Origin of the sequence: Pseudomonas sp. GOM7, from assembly GCF_026723825.1 — a bacterium.
In the GTDB taxonomy this organism is placed as follows: Bacteria; Pseudomonadota; Gammaproteobacteria; order Pseudomonadales; family Pseudomonadaceae; genus Aquipseudomonas.
In genome coordinates, this window is sequence record NZ_CP113519.1 from 1,187,922 (window position 1) to 1,213,088 (window position 25,167).

General features: G+C 63.2%; 21 protein-coding genes. 4 read left to right on the top strand and 17 right to left on the bottom strand.

Annotated elements, in window-relative coordinates:
* Window positions 1-3 precede the first annotated feature (3 nt).
* From OU800_RS05390 to OU800_RS05400, 3 genes are all read right to left on the bottom strand, one after another.
* Complete coding sequence (locus tag OU800_RS05390; RefSeq protein ID WP_268181790.1) at window positions 4-954, bottom strand: YbgA family protein; 951 nt, start codon at window positions 952-954, stop codon at window positions 4-6.
* Window positions 955-1,220: 266 nt separating this feature from the next.
* The gene (locus OU800_RS05395; protein WP_268181792.1) at window positions 1,221-1,451 is read right to left on the bottom strand and encodes a TIGR02450 family Trp-rich protein; all 231 of its coding nucleotides are present in this window, start codon (window positions 1,449-1,451) and stop codon (window positions 1,221-1,223) included.
* Entirely contained in the window at window positions 1,448-2,428 is a 981-nt protein-coding gene (locus tag OU800_RS05400) for an NAD(P)/FAD-dependent oxidoreductase (RefSeq protein ID WP_268181794.1), read from the bottom strand. Before OU800_RS05400 ends, OU800_RS05395 begins: the two co-directional genes overlap by 4 nt.
* Window positions 2,429-2,771: 343 nt before the next feature.
* Here OU800_RS05400 and OU800_RS05405 point away from each other — a divergent pair, with 343 nt between their 5' ends.
* Together OU800_RS05405 and hemH are read left to right on the top strand one after the other, a co-directional pair.
* Entirely contained in the window at window positions 2,772-3,671 is a 900-nt protein-coding gene (locus OU800_RS05405) for a TIGR01777 family oxidoreductase (RefSeq protein ID WP_268181796.1), read from the top strand.
* Between the two features lie 21 nt (window positions 3,672-3,692).
* Complete coding sequence (gene hemH, locus OU800_RS05410; RefSeq protein WP_268181797.1) at window positions 3,693-4,715, top strand: ferrochelatase; 1,023 nt, start codon at window positions 3,693-3,695, stop codon at window positions 4,713-4,715.
* A gap of 459 nt (window positions 4,716-5,174) precedes the next feature.
* Here the strand turns inward: hemH and OU800_RS05415 are convergent, their stop codons facing one another.
* Entirely contained in the window at window positions 5,175-6,149 is a 975-nt protein-coding gene (locus OU800_RS05415) for an IS110 family transposase (RefSeq protein ID WP_268179870.1), read from the bottom strand.
* 751 nt (window positions 6,150-6,900) lie between these two features.
* Window positions 6,901-7,251 (bottom strand): hypothetical protein, encoded by a 351-nt coding sequence (locus OU800_RS05420; protein WP_268181799.1) that lies wholly within the window; start codon window positions 7,249-7,251, stop codon window positions 6,901-6,903.
* Between the two features lie 212 nt (window positions 7,252-7,463).
* Between OU800_RS05420 and OU800_RS05425 the strand changes: the two genes are divergently transcribed.
* The gene (locus OU800_RS05425) at window positions 7,464-8,216 is read left to right on the top strand and encodes a hypothetical protein (RefSeq protein WP_268181800.1); all 753 of its coding nucleotides are present in this window, start codon (window positions 7,464-7,466) and stop codon (window positions 8,214-8,216) included.
* A 3-nt stretch (window positions 8,217-8,219) separates the two neighbouring features.
* On the opposite strand, the gene OU800_RS05430 is transcribed toward OU800_RS05425, so the two are convergent.
* A complete protein-coding gene (locus OU800_RS05430; protein WP_268181802.1) occupies window positions 8,220-8,945 on the bottom strand; it encodes a substrate-binding periplasmic protein in 726 nt (241 codons plus the stop codon).
* Between the two features lie 92 nt (window positions 8,946-9,037).
* The gene (locus OU800_RS05435) at window positions 9,038-9,379 is read right to left on the bottom strand and encodes a zinc ribbon domain-containing protein YjdM (RefSeq protein ID WP_268181804.1); all 342 of its coding nucleotides are present in this window, start codon (window positions 9,377-9,379) and stop codon (window positions 9,038-9,040) included.
* Between the two features lie 445 nt (window positions 9,380-9,824).
* Here OU800_RS05435 and OU800_RS05440 point away from each other — a divergent pair, with 445 nt between their 5' ends.
* Window positions 9,825-10,625, top strand: coding sequence for a gamma-glutamyl-gamma-aminobutyrate hydrolase family protein (locus tag OU800_RS05440; protein WP_268181805.1), 801 nt, complete (start codon window positions 9,825-9,827; stop codon window positions 10,623-10,625).
* 26 nt (window positions 10,626-10,651) lie between these two features.
* Here OU800_RS05440 and OU800_RS05445 read toward each other — a convergent pair whose 3' ends face one another.
* From OU800_RS05445 to OU800_RS05490, 10 genes are all read right to left on the bottom strand, one after another.
* Window positions 10,652-11,125, bottom strand: coding sequence for an LEA type 2 family protein (locus tag OU800_RS05445; RefSeq protein ID WP_268181807.1), 474 nt, complete (start codon window positions 11,123-11,125; stop codon window positions 10,652-10,654).
* A 52-nt stretch (window positions 11,126-11,177) separates the two neighbouring features.
* Window positions 11,178-12,023 carry a DMT family transporter gene (locus OU800_RS05450; protein ID WP_268181809.1) on the bottom strand — a complete coding sequence of 282 codons (846 nt, stop codon included), beginning with the start codon at window positions 12,021-12,023 and terminating at the stop codon, window positions 11,178-11,180.
* 108 nt (window positions 12,024-12,131) lie between these two features.
* Complete coding sequence (locus tag OU800_RS05455) at window positions 12,132-12,938, bottom strand: outer membrane protein OmpK (RefSeq protein WP_268181810.1); 807 nt, start codon at window positions 12,936-12,938, stop codon at window positions 12,132-12,134.
* A 314-nt stretch (window positions 12,939-13,252) separates the two neighbouring features.
* Window positions 13,253-13,618: a DUF5064 family protein gene (locus OU800_RS05460; RefSeq protein WP_268181812.1), complete on the bottom strand. Its 366-nt coding sequence runs from the start codon at window positions 13,616-13,618 to the stop codon at window positions 13,253-13,255.
* A gap of 13 nt (window positions 13,619-13,631) precedes the next feature.
* Window positions 13,632-14,558, bottom strand: a complete 927-nt coding sequence (gene arcC, locus OU800_RS05465) for a carbamate kinase (protein ID WP_268181814.1) — start codon at window positions 14,556-14,558, stop codon at window positions 13,632-13,634.
* Between the two features lie 146 nt (window positions 14,559-14,704).
* On the bottom strand, window positions 14,705-15,715 hold the full coding sequence (locus OU800_RS05470; protein ID WP_268181815.1) for an ornithine carbamoyltransferase: 1,011 nt from the start codon (window positions 15,713-15,715) through the stop codon (window positions 14,705-14,707).
* 63 nt (window positions 15,716-15,778) lie between these two features.
* Window positions 15,779-17,029 carry an arginine deiminase gene (gene arcA / locus OU800_RS05475; RefSeq protein WP_268181816.1) on the bottom strand — a complete coding sequence of 417 codons (1,251 nt, stop codon included), beginning with the start codon at window positions 17,027-17,029 and terminating at the stop codon, window positions 15,779-15,781.
* Window positions 17,030-17,045: 16 nt separating this feature from the next.
* Window positions 17,046-18,473 (bottom strand): arginine-ornithine antiporter, encoded by a 1,428-nt coding sequence (gene arcD / locus OU800_RS05480; protein ID WP_268181817.1) that lies wholly within the window; start codon window positions 18,471-18,473, stop codon window positions 17,046-17,048.
* 1,313 nt (window positions 18,474-19,786) lie between these two features.
* On the bottom strand, window positions 19,787-23,722 hold the full coding sequence (gene putA / locus OU800_RS05485) for a trifunctional transcriptional regulator/proline dehydrogenase/L-glutamate gamma-semialdehyde dehydrogenase (protein ID WP_268181818.1): 3,936 nt from the start codon (window positions 23,720-23,722) through the stop codon (window positions 19,787-19,789).
* 494 nt (window positions 23,723-24,216) lie between these two features.
* Window positions 24,217-25,125, bottom strand: a complete 909-nt coding sequence (locus OU800_RS05490; RefSeq protein WP_268181820.1) for a LysR family transcriptional regulator — start codon at window positions 25,123-25,125, stop codon at window positions 24,217-24,219.
* Window positions 25,126-25,167 lie beyond the last annotated feature (42 nt).

A 25,167-nucleotide genomic window follows, 5' to 3' on the forward strand; every position in this document is an offset into this window, starting at 1 on the left:
GGGTCACAACGCATTGCGCAGGCTGAGGGGTTCCGGGTGCGGTTGCAGGTAGGCCTGCTCCGCGATGTAGCGATCCGGATGGCGGCGGAAGTGGTGCTTGAGCAGGGTCAGCGGCACCACCAGCGGCACGATACCGTCGCGGTACTGGCCGATCAGTTGCTGCATTTCCTGTTTCTCGTCGGCGCTCAGGGCGCGTTTGAGGTAGCCGCTCAGATGCTGCAGCACGTTGCTGTGGGTGCCGCGGGTGGCGCACTTTTGCAACGCCTTCATCAGTTCGCTGAAGTATTGCGGCGCCAGGCTGTCGAGCTCGTGCTGGGCGAGGTTACCGAGCAGGCGGCCAAGGGATTTGTAGCGCAGCGGGTCGGTGGCCATCAGCAGGTACTTGTAGCGCGAGTGGAAGGCGATCAGCGCGCCACGGCTGAGCCCCTCACGCAGCAGTCGTCGCCATTCGGCATGGGCATAGACGCGGGTGATGAAGTTTTCGCGCAGCACCGGATCCATCAGCCGGCCGGCTTCTTCCACGGGCAGATCGGGGTGACGGGCGCAGAAGTGGGCGGCGAAGATTCCGCGTCCCGGTTCGCTGGGGCGACCGCCTTGCTGATACACCTTGACCCGATGCAGCCCGCAGGACGGGGACTGCTGCATGAAGATGAAGCCATCGATGTCGTTCAGCTCGTCGGCCATGCGCTCGCCGTAGGCGGCCAGTGCGTCGGTGACGTCCCGCGAAGGGTCGACCGTGCCGACCGCGCGTGGCGCTTGCGGATCACCCACCAGGCGAATGGGTTCGCGCGGCACGCTCATGCCGATGCCCACTTCCGGGCAGGTCTTGATGAAGTCGAAATGCCGATTCAGTTCGCGGCTGCACAGTTGCGAAAGCTTGTGCCCACCGTTGTAGCGCACTTCGTCGCCCATGAGGCAGGCGCTGATACCCAGCTTGGGTCTGCTCGCTTGCATCGATACTCCCCTCTGATCTTGTACATGGCTATTGCCATGTACAACTTAGGGGGAATCATAGGCACAGAATTGTACGTGCACAATGTTTTTGTACAGCTTCTGTATTGCTTTTTGTGAGGGTCTTAGCAGGCCGTTGAAAAACGTAGGCGAGGCAGGCAAGGCAAGGCAAAAACAGCCGAAAAAGCGCAGTTTACGTGTTGTAAATGAGCATTTTGAGGCTGTTTTTAACGCAGTATTGCCAACGCAGGTAGTTTTTCAACGGCCTGTTAGCGCCAGCCTTGTTGCCAGCGCTCCGTATCCAGCAATTGCTGCCAGTCGATGTGCTCGCTGCGCCCTGTGAGCACGGCCTGCAGCGCCACGGCGACGACCCGCTCCTGCTCGTCACGCAGTAGTTCTGTGACCAGGAAATGCCGCTCGCGATTCTGTGGACGGCTGGCCGTCCACTTCGAGAGCAGCAGCTTGGCGGGATTCAGCCGACGCTTGGGCGGTGCGTTCATGCCAGGTGTTCGAGCAGGCGGCGCGCGGCGTCCTGACCGCTGAGCCAGGCCCCTTCGACGCGGCCGGACAGGCACCAGTCGCCACAGGCATACAGGCCCAGGTCGGCATCGGCCAGGGCGCCCCACTGGTGGGCCTGGGCCGGGCGTGCGTAGAGCCAGCGGTGGGCGAGGGTGAAGCTGGGCGCCGGCACGGCGCAGCCGATCAGCTCGGCGAAGGCACCATGCAGGTGCTCGATCACCGCGTCCTTGGGCAGATCCACATGCTGCCGACTCCAGGCACTGCTGGCATGCAGCACCCAGGTGTCGGGCTGCTGCTCGCGACCCGGCTTGCTGCGGTTACGGGCCAGCCAGTCGAGGGGGCTGTCCTGCACGAAGCAACCTTCGAGGCGCGTGTCGAGCGGGGTGTCGAAAGCCAGGGCGACGGCCCAGGTCGGCTCCATCACCACGCTGGCCGCAGTGCCGGCCAGCTTCGGGGCGGCGGCCAGCAGGGCGCTGGCCTGGGGCGCGGGCGTGGCGACGATGACCTGGCTGAAGGGGCCATGGCTGGTGCCTTCGGCATCGAGCAGCGTCCAGTTCTGATCACCACGGAAGACCTCGGTGACGCGGCAGGAGAAATGCACCGGCAGGGCGCCGAGCAAGGCGCGGGTGATGGCGCTCATGCGTGGCGTGCCGACCCAGCGCACCTGTTCGTCCGGCGATGGGCTGAGTTGCCCGGACTGGCTGTTGTAGAGGCTTGGCAGCCACTGCGCGACCCAGCCACGGGCTTGCCACTGCTGTACCACCTCGACGAAGCGGCGATCCCGTGCGGTGAAGTACTGGGCCCCCAGATCCAGGCTGCCGACGTCGCTGCGCTTGCTGGCCATGCGCCCACCGCTGCCACGGCTCTTGTCGAACAGCTCCACGTCGTGGCCGGCTGCATGCAGTGTCTGGGCGGCGGACAATCCGGCGAGGCCGGTGCCAATGATGGCGATGGTCATAATTTACCTCTTCAGCGCTGAATGCTTTAGGGCACCTCTAAAAACTACCTGCGTTGCCATCGCGTCGTTAAAAACAGTCTCAAAATGCTCATTTACAGCACGTAAACTGCGCTTTTTCGCCTGTTTTTGCCTTGCGCTGGCTGCCTCGCCTACGTTTTTAGAGGTGCCCTTTACAGGCTAAGACTTGGACAAAAGCTATACAGGGATGTTTTCATGTACATGGCCTCGTACTTTGCTCCTATTCTAGGTTTAGGACAAACCTGGCAATGAATAAAGGCACCTGTCGCTTTGTCTGGGCAGGTGCTAGCGGCACACTCGAGTTTTGCCCAGCGAGGAGCAGACCATGCATATCCTGTTGACCGGCGGCACCGGCCTGATTGGCCGCAGTCTCTGTGCGTATTGGCACGAGCAGGGCCATCGTCTCACTGTCTGGAGCCGTGATCCAGCCAAGGTTGCGCGCCTGTGTGGCGAGGCGGTACGGGGTATCGCTGCGCTCGAAGAACTCGACGGCGAACCGCTCGATGCGGTGGTCAATCTGGCTGGCGCGCCCATTGCCGACCGGCCCTGGAGCCGCAAGCGCAAGGCGTTGCTGTGGGCCAGCCGCATCGACCTCACCGAGCAGTTGGTGACCTGGCTGGAGCGCCGTGAACAACGTCCGGCGGTGCTGCTCTCCGGCTCCGCCGTGGGCTGGTACGGCGACGGCGGGGATCAGGAACTGCGCGAGGACATGCAGCCGCTGGGCGATGACTTCGCCGCGCAGCTCTGTGGCGCCTGGGAGCAGGCCGCGCTGCGTGCGCAGAGCCTGGGCATGCGGGTGGTGCTGCTGCGCACGGGGCTGGTGCTGGCGCGCGATGGTGGCCTGCTGGCGCGGCTACGCCTGCCGTTTCGTCTGGGCCTGGGCGGTCGTCTCGGCGATGGGCGGCAGTGGATGCCGTGGATTCATATTGCCGATCAAATCGAGCTGATCGATTTTCTCTTGCAGCGGCCCGAGGCGCAGGGTCCTTATAATGCCTGCGCGCCGCTGCCGGTGCGCAATGCCGAATTCACCCAGGCGCTGGGGCAGGCACTGAGCCGGCCGACCTGGGTGCCGGTACCGGCCTTCGCCTTGCGTGCCGGCCTGGGTGAGATGGCCGAGCTGCTGCTCGGCGGTCAGCGTGCCTTGCCGAGTCGCTTGCTCGATGCCGGTTTCAGTTTTCGTTTCACCCATCTGGATGTCGCCCTGACGGATGTGCTGGGCCATTGACCTTTATCACTAGGATTTCGCATGACCGATCACGCATTGCTGCTGGTTAATCTGGGTTCGCCGGCGTCCACCGAGGTGGCCGATGTGCGCCGTTATCTCAACCAGTTCCTCATGGATCCTTATGTGGTCGACCTGCCCTGGCCGCTGCGCCGGTTGCTGGTGTCGCTGATTCTGATCAAGCGCCCGGCCGCCTCGGCGCACGCCTATGCGTCGATCTGGTGGGAGGAGGGCTCGCCGCTGATCGTGCTCAGCCGCCGTTTGCAGGAATCGATGAAGGCACACTGGACGCGCGGCCCGGTGGAGCTGGCCATGCGTTATGGCCAGCCGTCCATCGAGTCGACCCTGCTGCGCCTGGCCGAGCAGGGAATTACTGAGGTCACCCTGGCGCCGCTCTACCCGCAGTTCGCCGACAGCACCACCACCACGGTGATCGAGGAAGCCAAGCGGGTGGTGCGTGAGCATGGCCTGAAGATGCGTTTCTCCATCCTGCCGCCATTCTTCGAGCAACCCGAGTACCTCGACGCCCTGGTGGCCAGCGCCAAACCCTATCTGGATCAGGGCTTCGACCATCTGCTGCTGAGCTTCCATGGTCTGCCGGAGCGCCACCTGCGCAAGCTCGACCCCAGCGGCCACTGCTTGAAGGGAGCGGACTGCTGCCGCACGGCTTCGCCCGAAGTGTTAGCCAAGTGTTATCGCGCGCAATGCATGCGCAGCGCCGAGTTGTTCGCCGAGCGCATGGGGTTGGCGCCGGGGCAGTGGTCGGTGAGCTTCCAGTCGCGCCTGGGGCGTGACAAGTGGATCGAGCCCTACACCGAGAACCGCCTCGACGAACTGGCCGCGCAGGGGGTGAAGAAACTCCTGGTGATGTGCCCGGCTTTCGTCGCCGACTGCATCGAGACGCTGGAGGAAATCGGCGACCGTGGCCGCGAGCAGTTCGTCGAGGCCGGCGGTGAAAGCCTGCAACTGGTGCCTTGTCTGAACGATCATCCGCAGTGGGCCGCGGCGCTGCAGATCCTGTGCGAGCGGGCTCCGCAGGCCGTGTGAGGGTTTTGGCTGCAGGGGGGGCGGGAATGCTTGGGTGAGACCGGACTGGCAAGTTTGTGTGTTGGTTTCGGTTGTTTTCGGTGTTCAAGCTGCTTATCGGCGTTTAGCTGATATCTCCTATTTCGCCCCCCGGCGACCTTCTTTTGTCAAACGCCACAAAAGAAGGCAAAAAGGCTTGGCCCCGCCATCCGGCCCCGGCTTCGCCGGGGTTCGTTCGCTCCATCGCTGCTCCGAGGGTCGGCTTACAAGGGCCGTCCCTGGCCCTTTAAGCCTCTCGCGGCATCCATGCCGCTCGCCCCTCTGCGCAACGATTCCACTCACCCTCCTGAAGGGGCCATTCGCGCGCCTGAACGAGCTGGCATGCCATGGGCTGCCCGGCGTGTTCTGATAGCAGTGAAGTCGCGATGGGGCTATCGAGTTAAACCAAAACTTTCATTCGCGTAGATACCGTCTTACCCGTCATCTCGCAATGGCTAGCTGCGGGTCAAAGGGTTTGCCGGATTTGAGTACGCCGTAAGCGATGCAAAGCAGCTTGCGCATGGCCGCGCAGACGATCTGTTTGCCGGCCTTGCCTCGTGCCTTTAGCCGCTTGGCCATCGCTCGGATCGCGGCGTTGTGGGTCAGGGAGACTACTGCTGGCAGGTAAAGCCCTGCACGTAACACTGAAGAGCCCATCCGCGATATGCGCACATGCCCTTTGTGCTTCCCCGAGTCCTGCAGCTTAGGGTTCAAACCTGCAAAAGCCGTAACATCGCGACTGTCACCGAAACGTTGCATGTCGCCCAGCTCTGCCAGCAGCAACGTAGCGGTTCTGTCGGCAATGCCATCGATGCTTTTAAGCAAGTCGCGCTGGCCTCGTAGGTCATCGTTGTCATCGAAGTGCTGCTTGATCGCTTTCAGCGTCTCAGCGATCTGCTGGCGAATATGCTCAAGTACCGACCGAATCGACGCAGCGACTTTGACATCGCTGGTCACGTCCAGACGGTTCTGTTCCATGCGCTCCAACTCCTGAAGATCCTTCAGACGATGATTCAGGGCTTTGAGGCGCTTGATCTCCGGTTGCTCGGGCTTCCAGGCACGCAACTTATGCTGATGCAGATGGCCATAATCGGCAATCAGCTTGGCGTCCACCTTGTCGGTCTTCACGCGCTGCAACTGGCTGCGGGCATAAAGCGCAATCTGCGTCGGATTCAATACGCAGATCTTATAGTCATGCTCGTACAACCATTCAGCCAGCGCTTCGTGATAGATGCCGGTCGCCTCCATCACGATCCAAGCCTGCGGTTCAGCATGCTTGCCCAACCATTGCAGCAGAACTTTAAAGCCCTTCGGGTCGTTGCTCAGCTTGGCCTTGGTGCGATGCTTGCCATTGGCCTGAAGGGTCGCGATGTCGAAGGTGTGCTTGGCGATGTCGATACCCACAACTGTGCTCATCTCCTCCTCCTTTGGGTAGCTGATCGTCACTGCATCCGTCCAACCTTGTTTATGCGAGCTCGAGGCTCTGGATACCGTTCGGACTTACTGGATGAGTGCGGAGGAGCGCAGCGCAATCTACGTTACAGGCTCAAGGCTTCAGGGCGTACTCGGCTTGCAACTCCTCCCCCGATGATCAGTCGGGAACCATAGCCTCACTGAAAGGCTTTGGTCGAGATACAAGGGCGTACTCGCGAAGCAGTACGCCGTTGGTGGGAGTATTAGGCGTGAGCCTTGGTGCCGAACTTGGCATGGCCCGGCGGACTGTTCGCTTAGGCTCCTGAGTCCGCCCTACGGCTGCCCCCATCAAGCACTCCGCGCTGCTCTGGGTTACCTCGGGTTCAGGCGCGTGCAGAGCCCGCCCAGGAGGGCGAACGGAATCGTCGTGGAAGAGGTTGAGCGACATGGATGTCGCGAAAGCCACGATGGGCCATGGATGGCCCACCGTGGCGGGCCTCTGGAGCGGCGATGGAGTGAGCGAACCCTCGCGAAGCGAGGGCCGGATGACCGGGCGGAGGGTTTTGGTTACTTTTGCCCGTCAAAAGTGACTCGCCTGGGAAGGCGAAACCAAGAACATCAGCCAAAACGCGGCAATTCGGAACAAGCACCCAAAACACCCTGTCGCCAGTCCGCTATCAAGACAGATTTCCCGAGATTCCACGAAAAACCCAAGAAAGACCAGTATCCACGATACGGGCCTTTCGCATGCGTACTACCAGCGCCTGTCGCGCCGCCAGTAGGGTTCACGATAAGGGGGCGGTGGGTAAGGCCGGTAAGCCGGCACGACGACCACCCGCGTCGGCGGGTAGTAGTAACCCGGAGGCGGTGCATAGTAGGCCCGTGGTGCGTAATGCACCGGCTGCGCCGGGTAGTAATAGACCCGTGGCGGTGGCGGGCAATGAATCGGGGCGGGGCGGCTGGACGCGATCACGCCGCCGATGACCGCACCCGCCACCACACCGGCGATGGCAGCGTCACTGCGGCTCGACGCCTGGGCATTGCCCAGGCCGGCCAGCGTCAGGCTGGCAGCGATGGCGGCGATGAGTGGGACACGAGCTTGCATGGTGGCGACCTCCTGAGAATGCGCAGTGTCTTCGCGCAATGAATCAGACTGTCGCCGTTCGGCTTCGTTGTTCGGGCTTGTGTAAGGCTTGGGTAAAGGTGACGCGTTCGGCGAATCGCAGCGGCAAGACCCGGACGAGGGAATTTTACGCTTTACTGGATATCTGAACGGTGCCGCCTGTTGGCGGGATCGAGGCTGCTGGGGGCGGCGCGATGCGTTCGGAACGAGACCAGAGACGGGTACCTGCAAGCTGGCGGCGAGTGCTGCCGACACTGCTGTGCCTGGCATTGCTCGGTGGTTGCAGCGGGCGTCTGGACAACGACTCGATCATTCACAAGCGTAGCCCGGTCAAGCCCGCCGAGCTGTTGCAAACCGACGTCGACCGCATGGCGACCCTGGCCATGCGCAACAACCTCAACAGCCTGTACCGGCTGATGCACAAGCTCTACCAGCGCAACCCGCGAGAATGGCGCAAGAATGCCATGCCTGACAGTGCGAGCATGGAGCGGCAGATCCAGTACGCCATCGAGTACAATCAGGACTGGCCAAGCCTGGGTGGTCTGCGTGATGTGGCGGCCCTGGATTACGCCTTGAGTCCGGCGTTCCAGGGCGACCGGGTGGCTGCTTTCACCTATGCCATCGGCAGCATGCTGGTCACCGCGCACGGTGGTCGTACCGAGTTCTACCTGACCGACAGCTTCAATGCGCGGTTCATCTACAACGCCGCGCGCAACCTGGAGAAGGCCGCCTGGATGCTGGGCCAGCGCCGTGATGCCAGTGGTCGCCCCTTGCTGTTGTCCAACGAGGTGTCCGCGCAGGGCAGCAACCTCAGCTTCGCCGTGGAGTTCGGCAAGATGGTGGCGCGCCTCGATCTGTTGACGCACGTGCTGGAAGAACGCTACCGACGCATGGGCGCCAACTATGCACAGAGCCTGTTCCTGTTGAACTTCCTGCCCGTGCAGTAAGTGTCACTGCGTCCAGCGCTGCTCGATGCGCTGCAGCGTGCCATTTTCTCGCAATTTCACCAGCGCCTGAGAGAACTGCCGGGCGTGCTCGATATCGCCTTTGGCGAAGGCGACGAAGCGTGGCATCCGCACCAGCGGCCTGGGCAGAATGCGCACACGCTCCAGAGCATGCTGTTCACGCACGAAATACAGTAGCTGAGTGCGGTCGCCAACGATGAGGTCGATGCGCCCGGCCAGCAGCATCGACACCAGTTGACGCGGATTCTGCGCAGAGAGGTCGCGCATCAGAGCGGCCTGATCGAAGTCTTCCTCGTAGGCATAACCACGCACCTGGCCGATCACGTAGGGGCTCAGATCCTCCAGCGTCTGCCAGTCGTCGATGGCCGTCGTGGTTCGGGTCATGAAGACGGTGGTGCCACTGCGCAGTGGCCCGACCAGTTGGTATTGCGCCTGACGCTGCGCGGTTCCGGCGAACTGGAAGGCCATGTGTGCTTCGCCGCGGTCGAGCATGCGCTTGACCCGTTCCCAGGGATACAGACGGATGGCGTAGCTCACCTTGGCTTCCTGCAACACGGCGTCGACCAGTTCCACGTCCAGGCCAAGTGGCGTATCGCTTTCGCCAGTGATGAAGCTGTAGGGGGCGAATTGCTCGTCGCCCACCACGCGCCAGGTTTGCGCATGCAGCACGGGGCTGAGCAGAGCCAGCAGAAGTGGCAGCAGGTGGCGCATGGAGCGGTAATTCCGAGACTGTTCTGCCCTTGAGGCTAGCACCTGCTGGTGCCGCCTGCTGGGCAGAAGGTCACAGCGTCGAAGACGCGGCGTCAGACCTTGCGCACGAACTCGGACTTGAGTTTCATCGCGCCGATGCCGTCGATCTTGCAGTCGATGTCGTGATCGCCGTCGACCAGACGGATGTTCTTCACCTTGGTGCCGACCTTGACCACCAGCGACGAGCCCTTGACCTTGAGATCCTTGATCACGGTGATGGTGTCGCCGTCCTGCAGCAGGTTGCCCACCGAGTCCTTGATCACCCGCGCGTCGTCCTCGCTGGCGCTGGTTTCGCCAGCTTTCCACTCATGGGCGCACTCGGGGCAGACCAGTTGCTCACCGTCTTCGTAGGTGTATTCGGAGTTGCATTTGGGGCAGGGCGGCAGGGTGCTCAAGGGGCGTCCTCGGAGGTGGTTATAAACCGCATAGTGTATAGGGAATTAGCGCCCGATGCCCGCCTGGTAAGGCCGCGATGACACAGTATGTCAAAAATATTGGACTTCCAACATGACGCCTGAAGGCTTCCCTGATGTCCTGAGCAGCCTGTTTTTCTCCGCTATAGGTCAATCGCCTGATGTGGCGGCAAGAAAATAGATCGGTTAGATGTTTGACATATTTTACGGCTCGGGCACACTGGCGGCAGATTCCGCTACTGGTTCGGGTATCGGTTGCCGCATTGGGCAATCCTTTTCATGGAGCGAAAAGGCCTGGGTCATGTCGCCGTCGGAAGGTGGCCAGCGTGCAGGACGCTCGGTTGCGTGCGGAGTTAGCCAACCAGGTCGCGAGCATTTCGCCGGACCTGTACAGCAACGACAGGCCCGGCCTGTCCCAAGGTGACGTATGTCCGACAACAAGATCCGCAATACCCCGCGCAAACCCGTCGTGTTGATGTCTATGGGCGCTCAGGAGCGCAAGGGCCACGCCTATCAGGTCATGACCCACAAGTACATTCAGCCCCTGGTCGAGTTCTCTGGCTGCGTGCCGCTGTTGGTGCCCACCTGCTGTGGCAGCGACGATATCGAACAGTATCTGGACATGGCCGATGGTGTGTACCTGACCGGGGCCGGCAGCAACATCGACCCGGCGCTCTACGGCCAGGAAAACCAGACCCCGGAAAAGACCCAGGATCGCGATCGCGACCTGTTCGACCTGCCGCTGATCAAGGCAGCCATCGCCCGTGGCCTGCCGATCTTCGGCATCTGTCGTGGCATGCAGGAAATCAACGTGGCGTTGGGTGGCGACATCTACCAGAAGGTCTATGCCGAGCCCGGCTTCAACGATCACCGCGAGAACCCCGAGGATCCGGTCGATGTGCAGTACGCGCCGAGCCACGGCGTGAAGCCGGTGGCCGGTAGCTGGTTCGCCAAGTTGATGGGGCAGGAAGAGATTCGCGTCAACTCCCTGCACGGCCAGGCCATCCGTACCCTGGGCAAGGGGCTGGAAGTGCTGGCCACCGCCGAGGATGGCCTGATAGAGGCGATCCATGGGCCGAGCCTGTCGCCCTTCCTGTTCGCCGTGCAATGGCATCCGGAATGGCAGGCAGCGCAGAATCCGGACTCGGTGAAGATCTTCCAGGCCTTTGGTGAGGCCTGCCGCCAGCAGGTGGCGAGGCGTCGTGGCCAGCCGGCCTGCGCAGCCTGAGGCAGATCCGGCCGCCAGTTCCTGCTTCAGTAGGGGTTTGGCGGCTGCGGCCAGCTCAGGGTGCCGCTGTCGCTGAAGCGGCGCGTGCCGAACAGGCCGTCGGCCAGCTTGCCGCGCAGCTCATAAGACAGTTCCTGGCCGGGGTGATAACCGGCGGCGCCCCAGGCCTGGCGCACCATCGAAAATGCAGAAATGCTCAGCGGCACGCTGATCAGCGTCTCGCCGAAGCGCGGCACGTCGCCATGCTGGTCGCTCACGCCACTGGCCAGCGGCTGCCCGTTGACATCCAGATCCAGCGCCATGCCATTGAAGCTCACCGCACTGTCATTGGGGTTCTGCACCCGCAGCTTGGCGGCGAAGCGCACTTCCAGGCCCTGGCTGGGCAATGGCTCCAGGCCAACCAGGTCGACCCGTAGCGGATCGCGATTGCTCAGGCTGGCACAGGCGGCGAGGCTGGCCGCAAGCAGCGTGAGCAGGCAGAGGCGAAGCAGGCGAGGCATGGCGATTTCCCCAGGCGTTGTGGGCTCATGTAGAAGACCGCTGCCAGGGCCATTAGCTCCCGGCGCGTTGTCGACTGCCCAATACCAGAGCGATTCCGCCGAGGACCGCCGCGGCGCTGAGCAGCAAGCGCAGGCTCAGGGCTTCGCCAAGCAGCAGACTGCCGCCCAGTGCCGCGAGGATTGGCACGCTGAGTTGCACGGTGGCGGCCTGGCTGGCGCGCAGACCGGGCAAAGCGCTGTACCAGATGGCATAGCCGATGCCCGAGGTCAGTGCGCCGGAAAGCAACGCATAGAGCAGACCAGGCCCATCCCATTGCAACTGGTTCGATAGCGCCACGGCGAGCAGCACCGCCAGCGGCGTGGCACGCAGAAAGTTGCCGGCCGTTACCGCGAGCGGATCCCCTTGGCCGCGCCCCAGTAACGAATAGGCGCCCCAGGCGATGCCGGCGAGCAGCATCAGCAGCGCGGCGGAGAATGGTGGCGCGCTGGTGCCCGGCAACAGCAAGGCCAGCAGGCCGGCGCTGGCCAGCAGGGTGCCGAGCGTGGCGAGGGGGCTAAGGCGCTCACCGCGCAGTAGGCCCCAGAGCAGCATGCTCAGTTGCACGGCGCCGAACAGCAGCAGGGCACCGACACCGGCGTCCAGTTGCAGATAGGCGAAGGAGAAGGCGGCGGCGTAGAGGAACAGCGCCAATGCCCCCGGCCAGTTGCCGGCCATGGGCTGCCGGGTGTGCCGCAGTTGCAACAGTACCCACAGGGTGAGGGCGCCGCTGAGCAGACGTATGAAGGTGAAGCTGGCCGCGTCGATTTCGGTTTCCCGCAGCGCCAGGCGGCACAGCAGCGAGTTGCCGGCAAAGGCCAGCATGGCGAGAGCGGTGAGCAGCAGGGTGCGCGCTGACATCGTCCATCCTTGATGAAATCTGGTGATGTCCGGCAGCTAAGCACGTCAGGCTGGGCGAGGGCATTGGCAGAAGGTCGCAAATCCCTGCGACCCTGGTTCGTGCTGAGCTTAGAAGTGCACCTTGACCAGCAGACTGGCAGTGTTCTGGTTGGTGGGGCCGACGAAGTTGTCGCTGACGAAACCACCATCCCTGATGCCGTACTTGTGCTTCCAGTAGTCGTACTCGATGCCCACGTAGAGCTGCTTCTCGCCCCACTTCATGGCCTTGCCCAGGTCGTACTTGATCTGCGGGTTGAAGTGCAGGTTGGCGTGGTAGTCGCCACGGTGGTTCTCGTCGTTGTCCACCACCCAGTCCATGAAACCGTCAATGAGGATGTCCGAATCACCCACGGGAAGGGTGTAGCTCCATACCGGGGTGATCTGCCAGACGTTCTTGCCGGGGCGGTTGCTGTTGGGTTTGCGCAGATAGGTGTTGAGCTGGAAGTAGTCGAAGCCTGGGATGTCTAGGTCGACCGCCGGGCCGAGCAGGAAGGCGTCGACGTCCTTCTCGCCGAACTCGTAGGTGAAGGCCAGCAGCACGTCCTTGATCGGGCCGAAGGACAGGTCGGTACCGCTGATCTTGCCGAACGACAGGCGTGGGCTGAACTCGCCGTAGTAGGTGTGGCCGTCACCGTTGCCGTTCTGCGCCTCGCCGTTGTATTTGATCAGGTCGGTGAAGAAGAACAGGTCACCGAAGCTCCAGCCGCTGGCGTGCTCGAAGGTGATGGTCTGCTGGATTTCCGGGTCGACCTTGAAGTCGTGGCCATAGAGGTAGGTGAGGCTGTTGTTCTGCCACTGCAGCAGACCGCCGGCAACGGCCTGGCCGCCTGCCAGCAGACCGCTGGCGAGCACCAGCGAAGAAAGGGTGCGATTCATGGAGGCTCCTGAATGGTGTCGTGTCGTTATGGTTATGAACCTGTCCGAGTGGTCAGGATTCTGCTGCCATAGCAAAAACGGCGCCAATTCTCGTGATTGTGCTTATCCGTGGCAAATCAATTGGATAGCTGCCGTTTAGGATTTTTCAGGAGGGATGTTTTGCACTATTTTCTGACCAAAAGGACAAGGTTGGCCGTAAGTTGGTGCGCTGCCGCCTGGGGCGCGCGGCGCACCCTACGGATCAGGACTCTTCGTAAGCCATGTAGCCCGGATGCAATCCGGGGAAAGCGCCCCCGGATTGCATTCGAGCCAAGTCAGAGCACGTGATCGAGATTGACCGGCTCCCCCGGTTTGGCATGCAGCTTGGCGCGGATATCGGCGAAGACCCTGTCGTACTCGTCGTGCCCGCGCATCACCGGGCTGGCGCTGACGGGCAGACCATGGCGTGCGGCCACGCGGGTGGCCACGCTGGCGAAGTTGTAGGCGACATCGCGGTGCAGCTCGAACTCTTCCGCGAAGGGCCTGCCGTTCACCTCGCCGGCCAGGCGCATGTGCAGCATGGCGCCGTGCGCGGGATCCTGGCGCACCTCGTAGTAGAAGTCGACCGAGTAGGGCGGTGCGCGGCGCATGCCCTCGGGACGGCCGAGGTTGTCACGGTGCAGATGACCGGGGGTGAACATGAATGTTGCCCTCTCAGCGATAGACGATGCCGTTGCTTCCCAGGCTGATGCGTGTGCCGGAACGGCCCTGGACGATGGCCTCGATGTTCTCCAGCGAACCGATCACCGCGGTATTGCCGGTATTGCGCGCGAACTCGCAGGCAGCCTGCACCTTGGGCCCCATGGAGCCAGCGGCGAAGCCGAGCGCTTCGATCGCGTCGGGGTGGGCTTCGGCGATGCTCTTCTGGGTCGGCTGGCCCCAATCCACATAGGCGGCCTCGACATCGGTGGCGATCACCAGCAGGTCGGCGTTGAGCTGCTCGGCCAGCAGCGCCGAGCACAGATCCTTGTCGATCACTGCCTCGACGCCTTTCAACTGCTTGCCGTCGTACATGGTCGGGATGCCACCACCACCGGCGCAGATCACCACGCTGCCCTTTTCCAGTAGCCACTTGATCGGGCGGATCTCGAAGATGCGCTGTGGGCGCGGGCTGGCAACCACGCGGCGGAACTTGTCGCCGTCGGCAGCGATGCTCCAGCCTTTTTCGGTGGCCAGGCGTTCGGCCTCTTCCTTTGTATAGACTGGGCCGATGGGCTTGCTGGGGTGCTTGAAGGCCGGGTCGGCGCCATCCACTTCCACCTGAGTGAGGATGGTGGCGAAGGGCACCTCGAAGGGCAGCAGGTTGCCCAGCTCCTGCTCGATCATGTAGCCGATCATGCCTTCGGTCTCGGCGCCGAGCACGTCCAGCGGGTAGGGGTTGGCGGCATCATAGGCGTTGCCCTGCAGGGCCAGCAGGCCGACCTGCGGGCCATTGCCATGAGCGATCACCAGCTCGTTGCCGGGCGCCACCTTGGCGATCTGCTGGCAGGCGATACGCACGTTGTCACGCTGGTTTTCCGCGGTCATGGCTTCGCCGCGACGAAGCAGGGCGTTGCCGCCCAGGGCGATGACGAGTCGCATGGTGTTCTCCTTGGCGTTCGGATTGAATCCGGGGGCTGTGGTTTGGGGCTCGGCGTCGCCGGCCAGACCCTCTCCCCCGGCCCCTCTCCCATCAATGGGAGAGGGGAGACAAGCCCATCCCCGGATGACATCCGGGCTACGTGAACCTAGATATCCGCCAGGGTCGAAACCAAAATCGCCTTGATCGTGTGCATGCGGTTTTCCGCCTGCTCGAAGGCGATGTTCCACGGCGACTCGAACACCTCTTCGGTGACTTCGATGCCGTTGGCCAACTGTGGATACTGCTCGGCGATCTGCTTGCCCACCTTGGTTTCGCTGTTGTGGAAGGCTGGCAGGCAATGCATGAACTTCACCCTTGGGTTGCCGGCGGCCCGCATGATCTCGGCGTTGACCTGGTAGGGCAGCAGTTCCTGGATGCGTTCGCCCCAGGCTTCCACCGGCTCGCCCATGGACACCCAGACGTCGGTATGGACAAAGTCGACTCCTTTGACCGCTTCCTTGGCGTCTTCGGTGAGGGTGATGCGCGCGCCACTTTCCTCGGCGAATTGTTTGCAGGCGGTGATGTGTTCCTCGCTGGGCCACAGCGCCTTGGGCGCGGCGATGCGCACGTCCATGCCTAGCTTGGCGCCGATCAGCAGCAGCGAATTGCCCATGTTGTTGCGCGCGTCACCCAGGTAGGCATAGGCGATGTCATGCAACGGCTTGTCGCTGTGCTCGCGCATGGTCAGCACGTCGGCGAGCATCTGCGTCGGGTGGTATTCGTCGGTCAGGCCGTTGAACACCGGCACGCCGGCGTAGGTGGCCAGTTCCTCGACGATTTCCTGCTTGAAGCCACGGTATTCGATGGCGTCGTACATGCGCCCGAGCACGCGGGCGGTGTCCTTCATCGATTCCTTGTGGCCGATCTGCGACGAGTTGGGGTCGATGTAGGTGACGTTGGCGCCCTGGTCGTAGGCCGCCACCTCGAAGGCGCAGCGGGTGCGGGTGGAGGTCTTCTCGAAGATCAGCGCGATGTTCTTGCGCTTGAGGTGCTGTTGCTCGGTGCCGGTGTACTTGGCGCGTTTGAGGTCGCGCGACAGGTCGAGCAGGTAACGCAGCTCGCGGGTGCTGTGGTGCATCAGGCTGAGCAGGTTGCGGTTGTGCATGTTGAAGGCCATGGTTCTCTCTCCTCGTGGGCAGTGAAACACCCCGACGGCGGGTGGCCGACGGGGCTGGCTGAATCAGTAGTCGATGGGGTCGCGGATGATCGGGCAGGTCATGCAGTGGCCACCGCCACGACCGCGCCCCAGTTCGCTGGCGCTGATGGTGATGACCTCGACGCCGGCCTTGCGCAGCAGGGTGTTGGTGTAGGTGTTGCGGTCGTAGCCGATCACCACGCCCGGCTCCAGGCAGATCACGTTGTTGCCGTCATCCCATTGCTCGCGCTCGGCCTCGTAGGCGTCGCCGCCGGTTTCCACCACGCGCAGCTTCGGCAGGCCGAGCGCTTCGGCGACCACGTCGACGAAGGGTTTGTTTTCCTGGCGCACGTCGATGCCACCGGGGCGGCTCTCGTCCGGGCGCAGGGTGAAGGGCACGATGGAGTTGGCCACTTCCGGGAAGATGGTCACCAGGTCGCGGTCGCAGAAGCTGAACACCGTATCCAGATGCATGGCCGCGCGGGAACGATCGAGGCCGGCGACTATGATCTTCTCCGCCGCGCCCTTGGCGAACAGCGCGCGCGCCACCTGGCCGATGGCCTGGTGCGAGGTGCGTTCGCCCATACCGATCAGCACGGTGCCGTTGCCGATGGGCATGACGTCGCCACCCTCCAGGGTGGCCGCGCCGTGATCCTTGTCCGGGTCGCCGTACCAGATCTCGAAGGGCTCATTGGCAAAGTCCGGGTGGAACTTGTAAATGGCGCTGGCCAACAGGGTTTCCTGGCGGCGTGCCGGCCAGTACATGGGGTTCAAGGTGACACCACCGTAGATCCAGCAGGTGGTGTCGCGGGTGAACTGGGTGTTGGGCAGCGGCGGGAAGATGAAGCTGGCTTCGCCCAGGTAGGCGTTGAACATCTTTGCCGCCTCGGAGTCCTTGTGCCGCGCCAGGTCGGCGCCGGACACACCACCGATGAGAAACTCGGCGATGCGCCGGGGCTCCAGTCCCTCGACGAAATCGCGCACCTCCGTCAGCAGGCCAAGGCCGACGCTGTTGGCGGTGATCTTGCGGTCGAGGATCCACTTGAGGGCTTGCGGATCGCGCACCGTTTCTTCGAGCAGGTTATGCATCTCCACCACCTCGATGCCGCGCTCGCGCATCTTGGTCATGAAGTCGAAGTGGTCGCGTTTGGCCTGCGACACCCAGATCACGTCGTCGAACAGCAGTTCGTCGCAGTTGGCGGGGGTCAGGCGCAGGTGCGCCAGGCCCGGCGAGCAGACCATTACCTTGTGCAGTTTGCCGGCTTCGGAATGAACGCCGAGGGCTTTCTTGCTCATGAAAGAACTCCTTCTCCTAGAGACTCAGGAAACCGTCATACAGCCCGTAGGCCGCGATGGCGGCGCCTATCAGCACGGCCGCGAAAATCAGTTTTTCGATGCCGGTGAAAATGGTTTGCCCCAGCTCGTGCTTGGCCTTGGCGAAGAGGATCGCGCCAGGGGCATAGAGCAGCGCGGAGAGCAGCAGGTACTGGATGCCGGCGGCATAGACCAGCCAGACCGCGTAGAGAGTGGAAACCAGTGCGATCAGCAGATCCTTGTTGCGCTCGCCGGCGGCGTTCTCGTAGGTCTCGCCGCGCGCGGCCAGCAGCACCGCATAGGCGCTGGACCAGAAGTACGGCACCAGGATCATCGAGGTGGCCAGGTACAGCAGGCTCAGGTAAGTGGAGGCGTTGAACAGGGTGATGATCAGAAATAGCTGGATCAGCCCATTGGACAGCCACAGCGCGTTGGCTGGAACGTGATTGGCGTTCTCCTTGCGCAGGAACTCCGGCATGGTGTGGTCGCGGGCGCTGGCGAAGAGAATCTCGGCGCACAGCAGCGTCCACGACAGCAAGGCGCCGGCCAGCGAGACGATCAGGCCGATGGAGATGAGCTGCGCGCCCCAGGGGCCGACCACCTGCTCCAGCACACCGGCCATGGAAGGGTTCTTCAACCCGGCCAGTTCGGCCTGGGCGAGAATGCCCTGGCTGAGCACGTTGACCAGTACCAGCAGCAGGAGCACGCCGACGAAACCGATCACCGTGGCCTTGCCGACGTCGCTGCGTTTCTCGGCGCGAGCGGAGAAGATGCTCGCCCCCTCGATGCCGATGAACACCCAGACGGTAACCAGCATCATGTTGCGCACCTGATCCAGCACGCTGCCCAGTTCGGGGTTGCCAGCGCCCCAGAAGTCGCGGGTGAACACGTCGAGCTTGAAGGCGATGGCGGCGATGACGATGAACAGCGCCAGCGGCAGCATCTTAGCCACCGTGGTCACCGTGTTGATAAAGGCCGCCTCCTTGATCCCGCGCAGTACCAGAAAGTGCAGCAGCCACAGCAGGATCGAGGCGCCGATCACCGCTGGCAAGGTATTGCCTTCGCCGAATACCGGGAAGAAATAACCCAGGGTGGAGAACAGCAGCACCATGTAACTGACGTTGCCGATCCAGGCGCTGATCCAGTAACCCCAGGCCGAGGAAAAGCCCATGTAATCGCCGAAACCGGCCTTGGCATAGGCGTACACCCCGCCGTCGAGTTCGGGTTTGCGGTTGGCCAGGGTCTGGAACACGAAGGCCAGGGTCAGCATGCCGACGCCGGTGATCAGCCAGCCGATCAGGGTGGCTCCGGCGCTGGCGCTGGCCGCGATGTTCTGGGGAAGGGAGAAGATACCGCCGCCGACCATGGAGCCGACGACCAGCGCGACGAGCGCGCCGAGGTGGAGTTTTTGCGTCGAGTCAGACATCTCAATTACCTCTGTGTCACCAGGGGGACATGGGTATTGAGCGCGTTTGGCGAGCACTGCATCCTGACTTGAATCAATGGTCAGGTTTCGTCAACGCACATCCAGGTTGCAGGCGTTGTCGAGCACCTGAGAAGCATCAGGACTGCTGCTCTGGCTGGCGTATGGTACGTCAGTGCCAATACCATAGCCCTGAATTTCCGGGATGCAATGGTGGCTTTTTGCGATGGGGCGGGAGCGGGCGGGGCGGTTGGCCCCGCTCGACGCGCTGGCCGGGTAGGCTGGCGCAGACCCGAAGGTCAAAGGAAGGAGCACGACGCCGGGCGGGTAACCCCTGCAGGCAGTTGCGTCATGTGGGTACAGCATGCCGTGGGAAACTTTCAGCCAGCTTTCCGCGGCATGACAGTCCCTTTAAAAAGGTTCTGCGCGGAATCTCGGGAAAGTCAGTCTTGAGGCCGGACTGGCAATACGGTGTGAGTTGTTCTTGTGCCTGTTCCGAATTGCCGCGTTTTTGTTGATGTCTCTGGTTTCGCCCTCCCGGGCGAGTCACTTTTGACGGGCAAAAGTAACCAAAACCCTCCGCCCGGTCATCCGGCCCTGGCTTCGCCAGGGTTCGCTCACTCCATCGCCGCTCCAGAGGCCCGCCGCGGTGGGCCATCCATGGCCCATCGTGGCTTTCGCGACATCCATGTCGCTCAACCTCTTCCACGACGATTCCGTTCGCCCTCCTGGGCGGGCTCTGCGCGCGCCTGGAACTGCGGTAACCCAGAACTAGCGTGGAGTGCTTGAACATGAGGTCAGCCGTATGGCTGACCTGAATGCCGGCTGAAAGCCGGCAAGCTGTTCAACGCATGAAACTGAGCGAATGAAAGTTTTGGTTTAACTCGAGATTTCACAACCACTAGAACACGCCGAGCAACCTATGGAGTGCCCGTTCGTTCAGGCGCGCGAATGCCCCCTTCAGGAGGCCGAACGTAGGCATTGCGCAGGGGGACGAGTGGCCTGGACGGCCACGAGAGGCTTGATGGGCCATGGATGGCCCATGCAAGCCGGCCCCCGGAGCGATGCCGGAGTGAGGGGAGTCGAGCGCAGCGAGACCCGGATGGCGGGGGTGCGTTTCTTTTGCTTACTTTTCTTTGCGCACTTCAAAGAAAAGTGAGTCGCCCGAGGGGGCGAAACCCGGAATATCTGAAAACACCCAAAGCGGCGCCCAGAACACCAACGCAAGACGACAAGATCACACAAACTTGCCAGTCCGGTATCAACCAAACATCCTCCCCTTTTAAACGGACTGTCCTTGTTGATGACCCTGGCGCTTAACCAATGGTCATCAAACTGGCGTTACCACCAGCGGCTGCGGTATTGACGCTCAGGGCATGCTCGACCAGCAGGCGCTCCAGCGGGATATCGGTCTCGCCCTTGTTCAGACCGTGCACGCCGACGATGGCGCCCTTGCGTTGCGCCGCCTGCTCGCTGACCGCGCGCAACTGGTCGGAATCGCCGTGGTGCAGGATGGCGTCCAGCTCCACGTCGACGCCCTTCCAGTCGGCCACCAACTTGACGTGCTTCTGCACCTCTTTCGGCATCTCGCTGTACAGCGCGCGCTGGCTTTCCAGCCAGATCGCCTGGCTGCCGACGGCCAGGGTGGCGGCCAGTTGCGCCAGCAGGTCGCTGCGTTCGTCGGCCAGGTTCAGTACGTGCTCGCGCGGCAGCAGGGTGTAGCTGTTGCGCTCGCCAGTGGGGCCGGTGAGGCTGTGGCTGCTGTAGCTCTGCGACAGCGCGCGGTACTGCTCGAACAGCGCGGCGATGGCCGGCTCCTGCTTGCTCGCCCACTCGGCGAAGGCGCTGCGCACCTTGTCCAGCTCGCTCGGTACCGGCAGGGCCTGCACCTCGGCCTGTTGCAGGTGTTGAGCAACGGCTTCCTGCGGGCGGGTCGACAGCAGGCGATAGAGGTACAGCGGGCCACCGGCTTTCGGGCCGGTGCCGGACAGGCCTTCACCACCGAAGGGCTGCACGCCGACCACGGCGCCGACCATGTTGCGGTTCACATACAGGTTGCCGACCTTGGCGGTGCCAACCACCTGGGCGATGGTCTCGTCGATACGGGTGTGCACGCCGAGGGTCAGGCCGTAGCCGCTGTCGTTGATCTGTTGCAGCAACTTGCCCAGATTCGCGCGCTGGTAGCGCACCACGTGCAGCACTGGGCCGAAGATCTCGCGCTTCATCTCGTCGAAGCTGTCCAGCTCGATCAAAGTCGGTACGACGAAGGTGCCGCGCTTGATGTCGTCAGCGTTGACGCGCGCCAGTTGGGTGACCTTGCGGCCTTTTTCGCGCAGCTTGGCGATATGGGTTTCGATACCGGCCTTGGCTTCGGCGTCGATCACCGGGCCGATGTCGGTATTCAGGCGCTCCGGGTTGCCGAGGGTGTATTCGGCCATGGCGCCCTTGAGCATGGTCAGCACGCGGTCAGCCACGTCGTCCTGCACGCACAGCACGCGCAGCGCCGAGCAACGCTGGCCGGCGCTGTCGAAGGCGGAGGCGACCACGTCCATCACCACTTGCTCGGTCAGCGCCGAGGAGTCGACGATCATGGCGTTGAGGCCGCCGGTTTCGGCGATCAGCGGAATGGTGCGGCCCTGGGCGTCGAGGCGGCCGGCGATGTTGCGTTGGAGGATGCCGGCCACTTCGGTGGAACCGGTGAACATCACGCCACGCACGCGCTCGTCACCCACCAGGCGTGCGCCGACGGTTTCGCCACGGCCCGGCAGCAGTTGCACGGCGCCAGCGGGAACGCCGGCTTCGAGGAGGATGCGCACGCCTTGCGCGGCGATCAGCGGGGTCTGCTCGGCCGGCTTGGCCAGCACGGTGTTGCCAGCGGCCAGTGCGGCGGCGACCTGGCCGGTGAAGATCGCCAGGGGGAAGTTCCACGGGCTGATGCACACCACCGGGCCCAGCGGGCGGTGGCTGTCGTTGCCGAAGCTGCGCGCCTGGATCGCGTAATAGCGGAGGAAGTCCACCGCCTCGCGCACTTCGGCGATGGCATTGGCGAAGGTCTTGCCGGATTCGCGCACCAGCAGGCCCATCAGTTGTTGCAGCTCGGCTTCCATCAGGTCGGCAGCGCGTTCCAGCACGGCGGCGCGCTCGGCCGGCAGGGTGGATTGCCAGATCTGCCCGCTGGCCAGGGCGCAGAGGATGGCGCTGTCGACGTCGGCAATGCTGGCTTCGCGCACATGGCCGACCAGGTCGCGGTGATCGGCCGGGTTGCGCACCGGCTCCGGCTCGCCCGGATGGGCGCCCTCGCAACCGAGCATCGGCTCGGCCAGGTAGCTCTGGTTGACGCTCGACAGCAACGCCGAGGACAGCGAGCCGAGGCGATGTTCGTTGGCCAGATCCAGACCGGAAGAGTTGACCCGCTCCTGACCATAAAGGTCGCGCGGCAGCGGGATGCGCGGATGCGGCAGGCCGATGGCACCCTCCAGCGCAGCCATCTGCTCGACCTGCACGACCGGGTCGAGCACCAGATCCTTGAGCGAGATGCTGTGGTCGGCGATGCGGTTGACGAAGCTGGTGTTGGCGCCGTTCTCCAGCAGGCGGCGTACCAGGTAGGCCAGCAGGGTTTCGTGGCTGCCCACCGGCGCGTAGATGCGGCACGGACGGTTCAGCTTGCCATCCTTGAGCGCGCCCACCACCTGCTCGTACAGCGGTTCGCCCATGCCGTGCAGGCACTGGAACTCGTACTGACCCGGGTAGTAGTTCTGCCCGGCCAGGTGGTAAATGGCCGACAGCGAATGGGCGTTGTGGGTGGCGAACTGCGGGTAGATGGCTTCCGGCGCGGCCAGCAGCTTGCGCGCGCAGGCGATGTAGGCCACGTCGGTGTACGGCTTGCGGGTGTACACCGGGTAGCCTTCCAGGCCGTTCACCTGGGCCAGCTTGATCTCGCTGTCCCAGTAGGCGCCCTTGACCAGACGGATCATCAGGCGGTGGCGGCTGCGCTTGGCCAGGTCGATGACGTAGTCGATCACGTAGGGGCAACGCTTCTGGTAGGCCTGGATGACGAAGCCGATGCCGTTCCAGCCGGCCAGCGATGGCTCGAAGCACAGCCGCTCGAGCAGATCCAGCGACAGCTCCAGGCGGTCGGCTTCCTCGGCGTCGATGTTGATGCCGATGTCGTACTGCTTGGCCAGTTGGGTCAGGCTCAGCAGAGTCGGGTACAGCTCGTCCATCACCCGCTCGTACTGGGCGCGGCTATAGCGCGGGTGCAGGGCGGAGAGCTTGATGGAGATGCCCGGGCCTTCGTAGATGCCGCGGCCATGGGAGGCCTTGCCGATGGCATGGATGGCCTGCTGGTAGGAGGCCAGGTAGCGCTTGGCGTCTTCCTCGGTCAGTGCGGCCTCGCCGAGCATGTCGTAGGAATAGCGGAAGCCTTTGCTTTCCAGGGTGGCGACGTTGGCCAGGGCTTCGGCGATGGTTTCGCCGGTGACGAACTGCTCACCCATCAAGCGCATGGCCATGTCCACGCCCTTGCGGATCACCGGCTCGCCGCTCTTGCCGATGATGCGGTTGAGCGCCGAGGTCATGCCGGCCTCGGTGTGGGTGGACACCAGCTTGCCGGTGATCAGCAGGCCCCAGCTCGCCGCGTTGACGAACATCGACGGGCTCTGGCCGAGGTGCTGGCTCCAGTTGCCGTTGGCGATCTTGTCACGGATCAGCGCGTCGCGGGTGGCCTTGTCAGGGATGCGCAGCAGGGCTTCTGCCAGGCACATCAGCGCCACGCCTTCCTGCGATGACAGCGAGAATTCCTGCAGCAGGCCCTGCACCAGGCCCTGACGGCCGCTGGCGTTCTTCTGCTTGCGCAGCTTCTCGGCAATGCCCAGGGCCAGCTTTTGCGAGGCTTCGGCCTGCTCCGGGCTCAGGCGCGCCTGCTCCAGCAGCATCGGCACCACTTCGGTTTCCGGGCGGCGGTAGGCGCTGGTGATGGCGGCGCGCAGCACCGACTGCGGGAGGATGCTCTCGGCGAAGTCGAGGAACACCTGCAGACCCTGTTCGGTCAGCGATTCCAGGGCTTCCTCACCGGCGGCTGCGGCCAGGCCGGCATGCTCGGCGGGCGTCAGGCCACTCTCGACTTGCTCCAGATAATTGAAGATCGCCTGCTTGATCATCCAGTGCGGCGTGCGGTCGATCTGTGCAGCGGCCTTCTTCAAACGCTCGCGGGTGGCATCGTCGAGCTTTACGCCAAGAGTGGTGGTAGCCATGGGGGAGTCCTACTTATTGTCAGGTTATGCACGGTAAAAATTGCCTGGGCAATTTTATGTCGCTTGCGACGGCCCGAAGGGCTGCCGGCTTGGATGGCCGGCAGCAAAAGCTGCGGGAGAGTAAACCCGAGAATACGCAAGGTGCAACCAGGTGCAACCAATATTTTCTGCGCCCCGACGGATGTCCGGCTGATCCGATCTGTTGGCCTGATAGCGCCGGTTGCAGAGGAGTGGCAAGGCATTAGTCATGTCCGGTCGTTTGCCCGTGGGTGAAGTAGGCACTTTCGCGCCATCCGCTGCAGCGCCAGGCTGCGACAGCATGGTGCAACCCAGGCGCGTTGGGCTGCACTAGGCCTGTCGTTTCGACGCGACCATGCGCGAAACGACAACAGACCCTAAGCGGCGTGCCCCGTGCCGAGCGTTGGTGCGATTGCGGCGTACTTTTGCAGAATAGACCGGGCCAGTGAGCAGGCCTGGGTCTTCATCCGCCGGGATTAGGTGTTTTCACGGATGACGGCAATGAAGGCCTGCAGAGGCGCGGGAACATGGCGATAGCAGGAGTAGTAGAGGCACAGACCTGCCGAGGGTGGCGTCCAGTCTTCCAGCAGCAGGGTCAGCTTGCCGGCTTTCAGTGCCTTGCTGGCAAATGCCTGCGGAACGTAGGCGATCCCCAGAGCGGAGCAGGCCGCTTCGACCAACAGGTCGTTATCGTCCAGGCTCAGTGCACCCGGTACGTCGAGCGCGAGCTGTTGCGTGCCTCGCTGGAACTCCCAGCGATAGCGCTTGCCGCTGGGCAGGCGCTGGCGTATGCAACGGTGGGCGCGCAGATCGTCAGGCGTAGCGGGCCGGCCGAAGGTGGCGATGTAAGCCGGCGAGGCCACGGTGACGAAGCGCACGTCACCGCCGAAGGGCACGGCCACCATGTCCTTGGGCACCGACTCGGCCAGACGCACGCCGGCATCGAAGCCCTCGGCGACGATATCCACCAGCCTGCCCTCGCTGACCAGGTCGAGCTCCACATGTCGATGGCGCTGCAGGAAGGTCGGCACCACATGTTCGAGCAACCAGCGTGCGCCGCCCTTGTTGGCGTTGATGCGCAGCGTACCGGCGAGTTCCTCGGGGCCATGGCTGACTGCGTCCAGTGCTGCGTCCAGATCGCGAAGCAGGGGCGTCAGGTGTTGTAGCAACTGCTCCCCGGCTTGCGTCAAGGCCACGCTGCGGGTGGTGCGGTGCAGCAGGCGTACCCCCAGGCGTCGCTCTAGCCCCTTGAGCGCATGACTGACGGAGGAGCGCGAGATGCCCAGGGAGTCGGCGGCCTTCTGGAAGCTGCGCTGCTGGGCGACCAGGGTGAAAGCCTTGAGATCGGAGAGGTTGGCGTGGCTCATATGGTGAATATTCTTCACGAGGTCATTCGTATTGGTGCGTCTTATCATAGCTCCAACCGT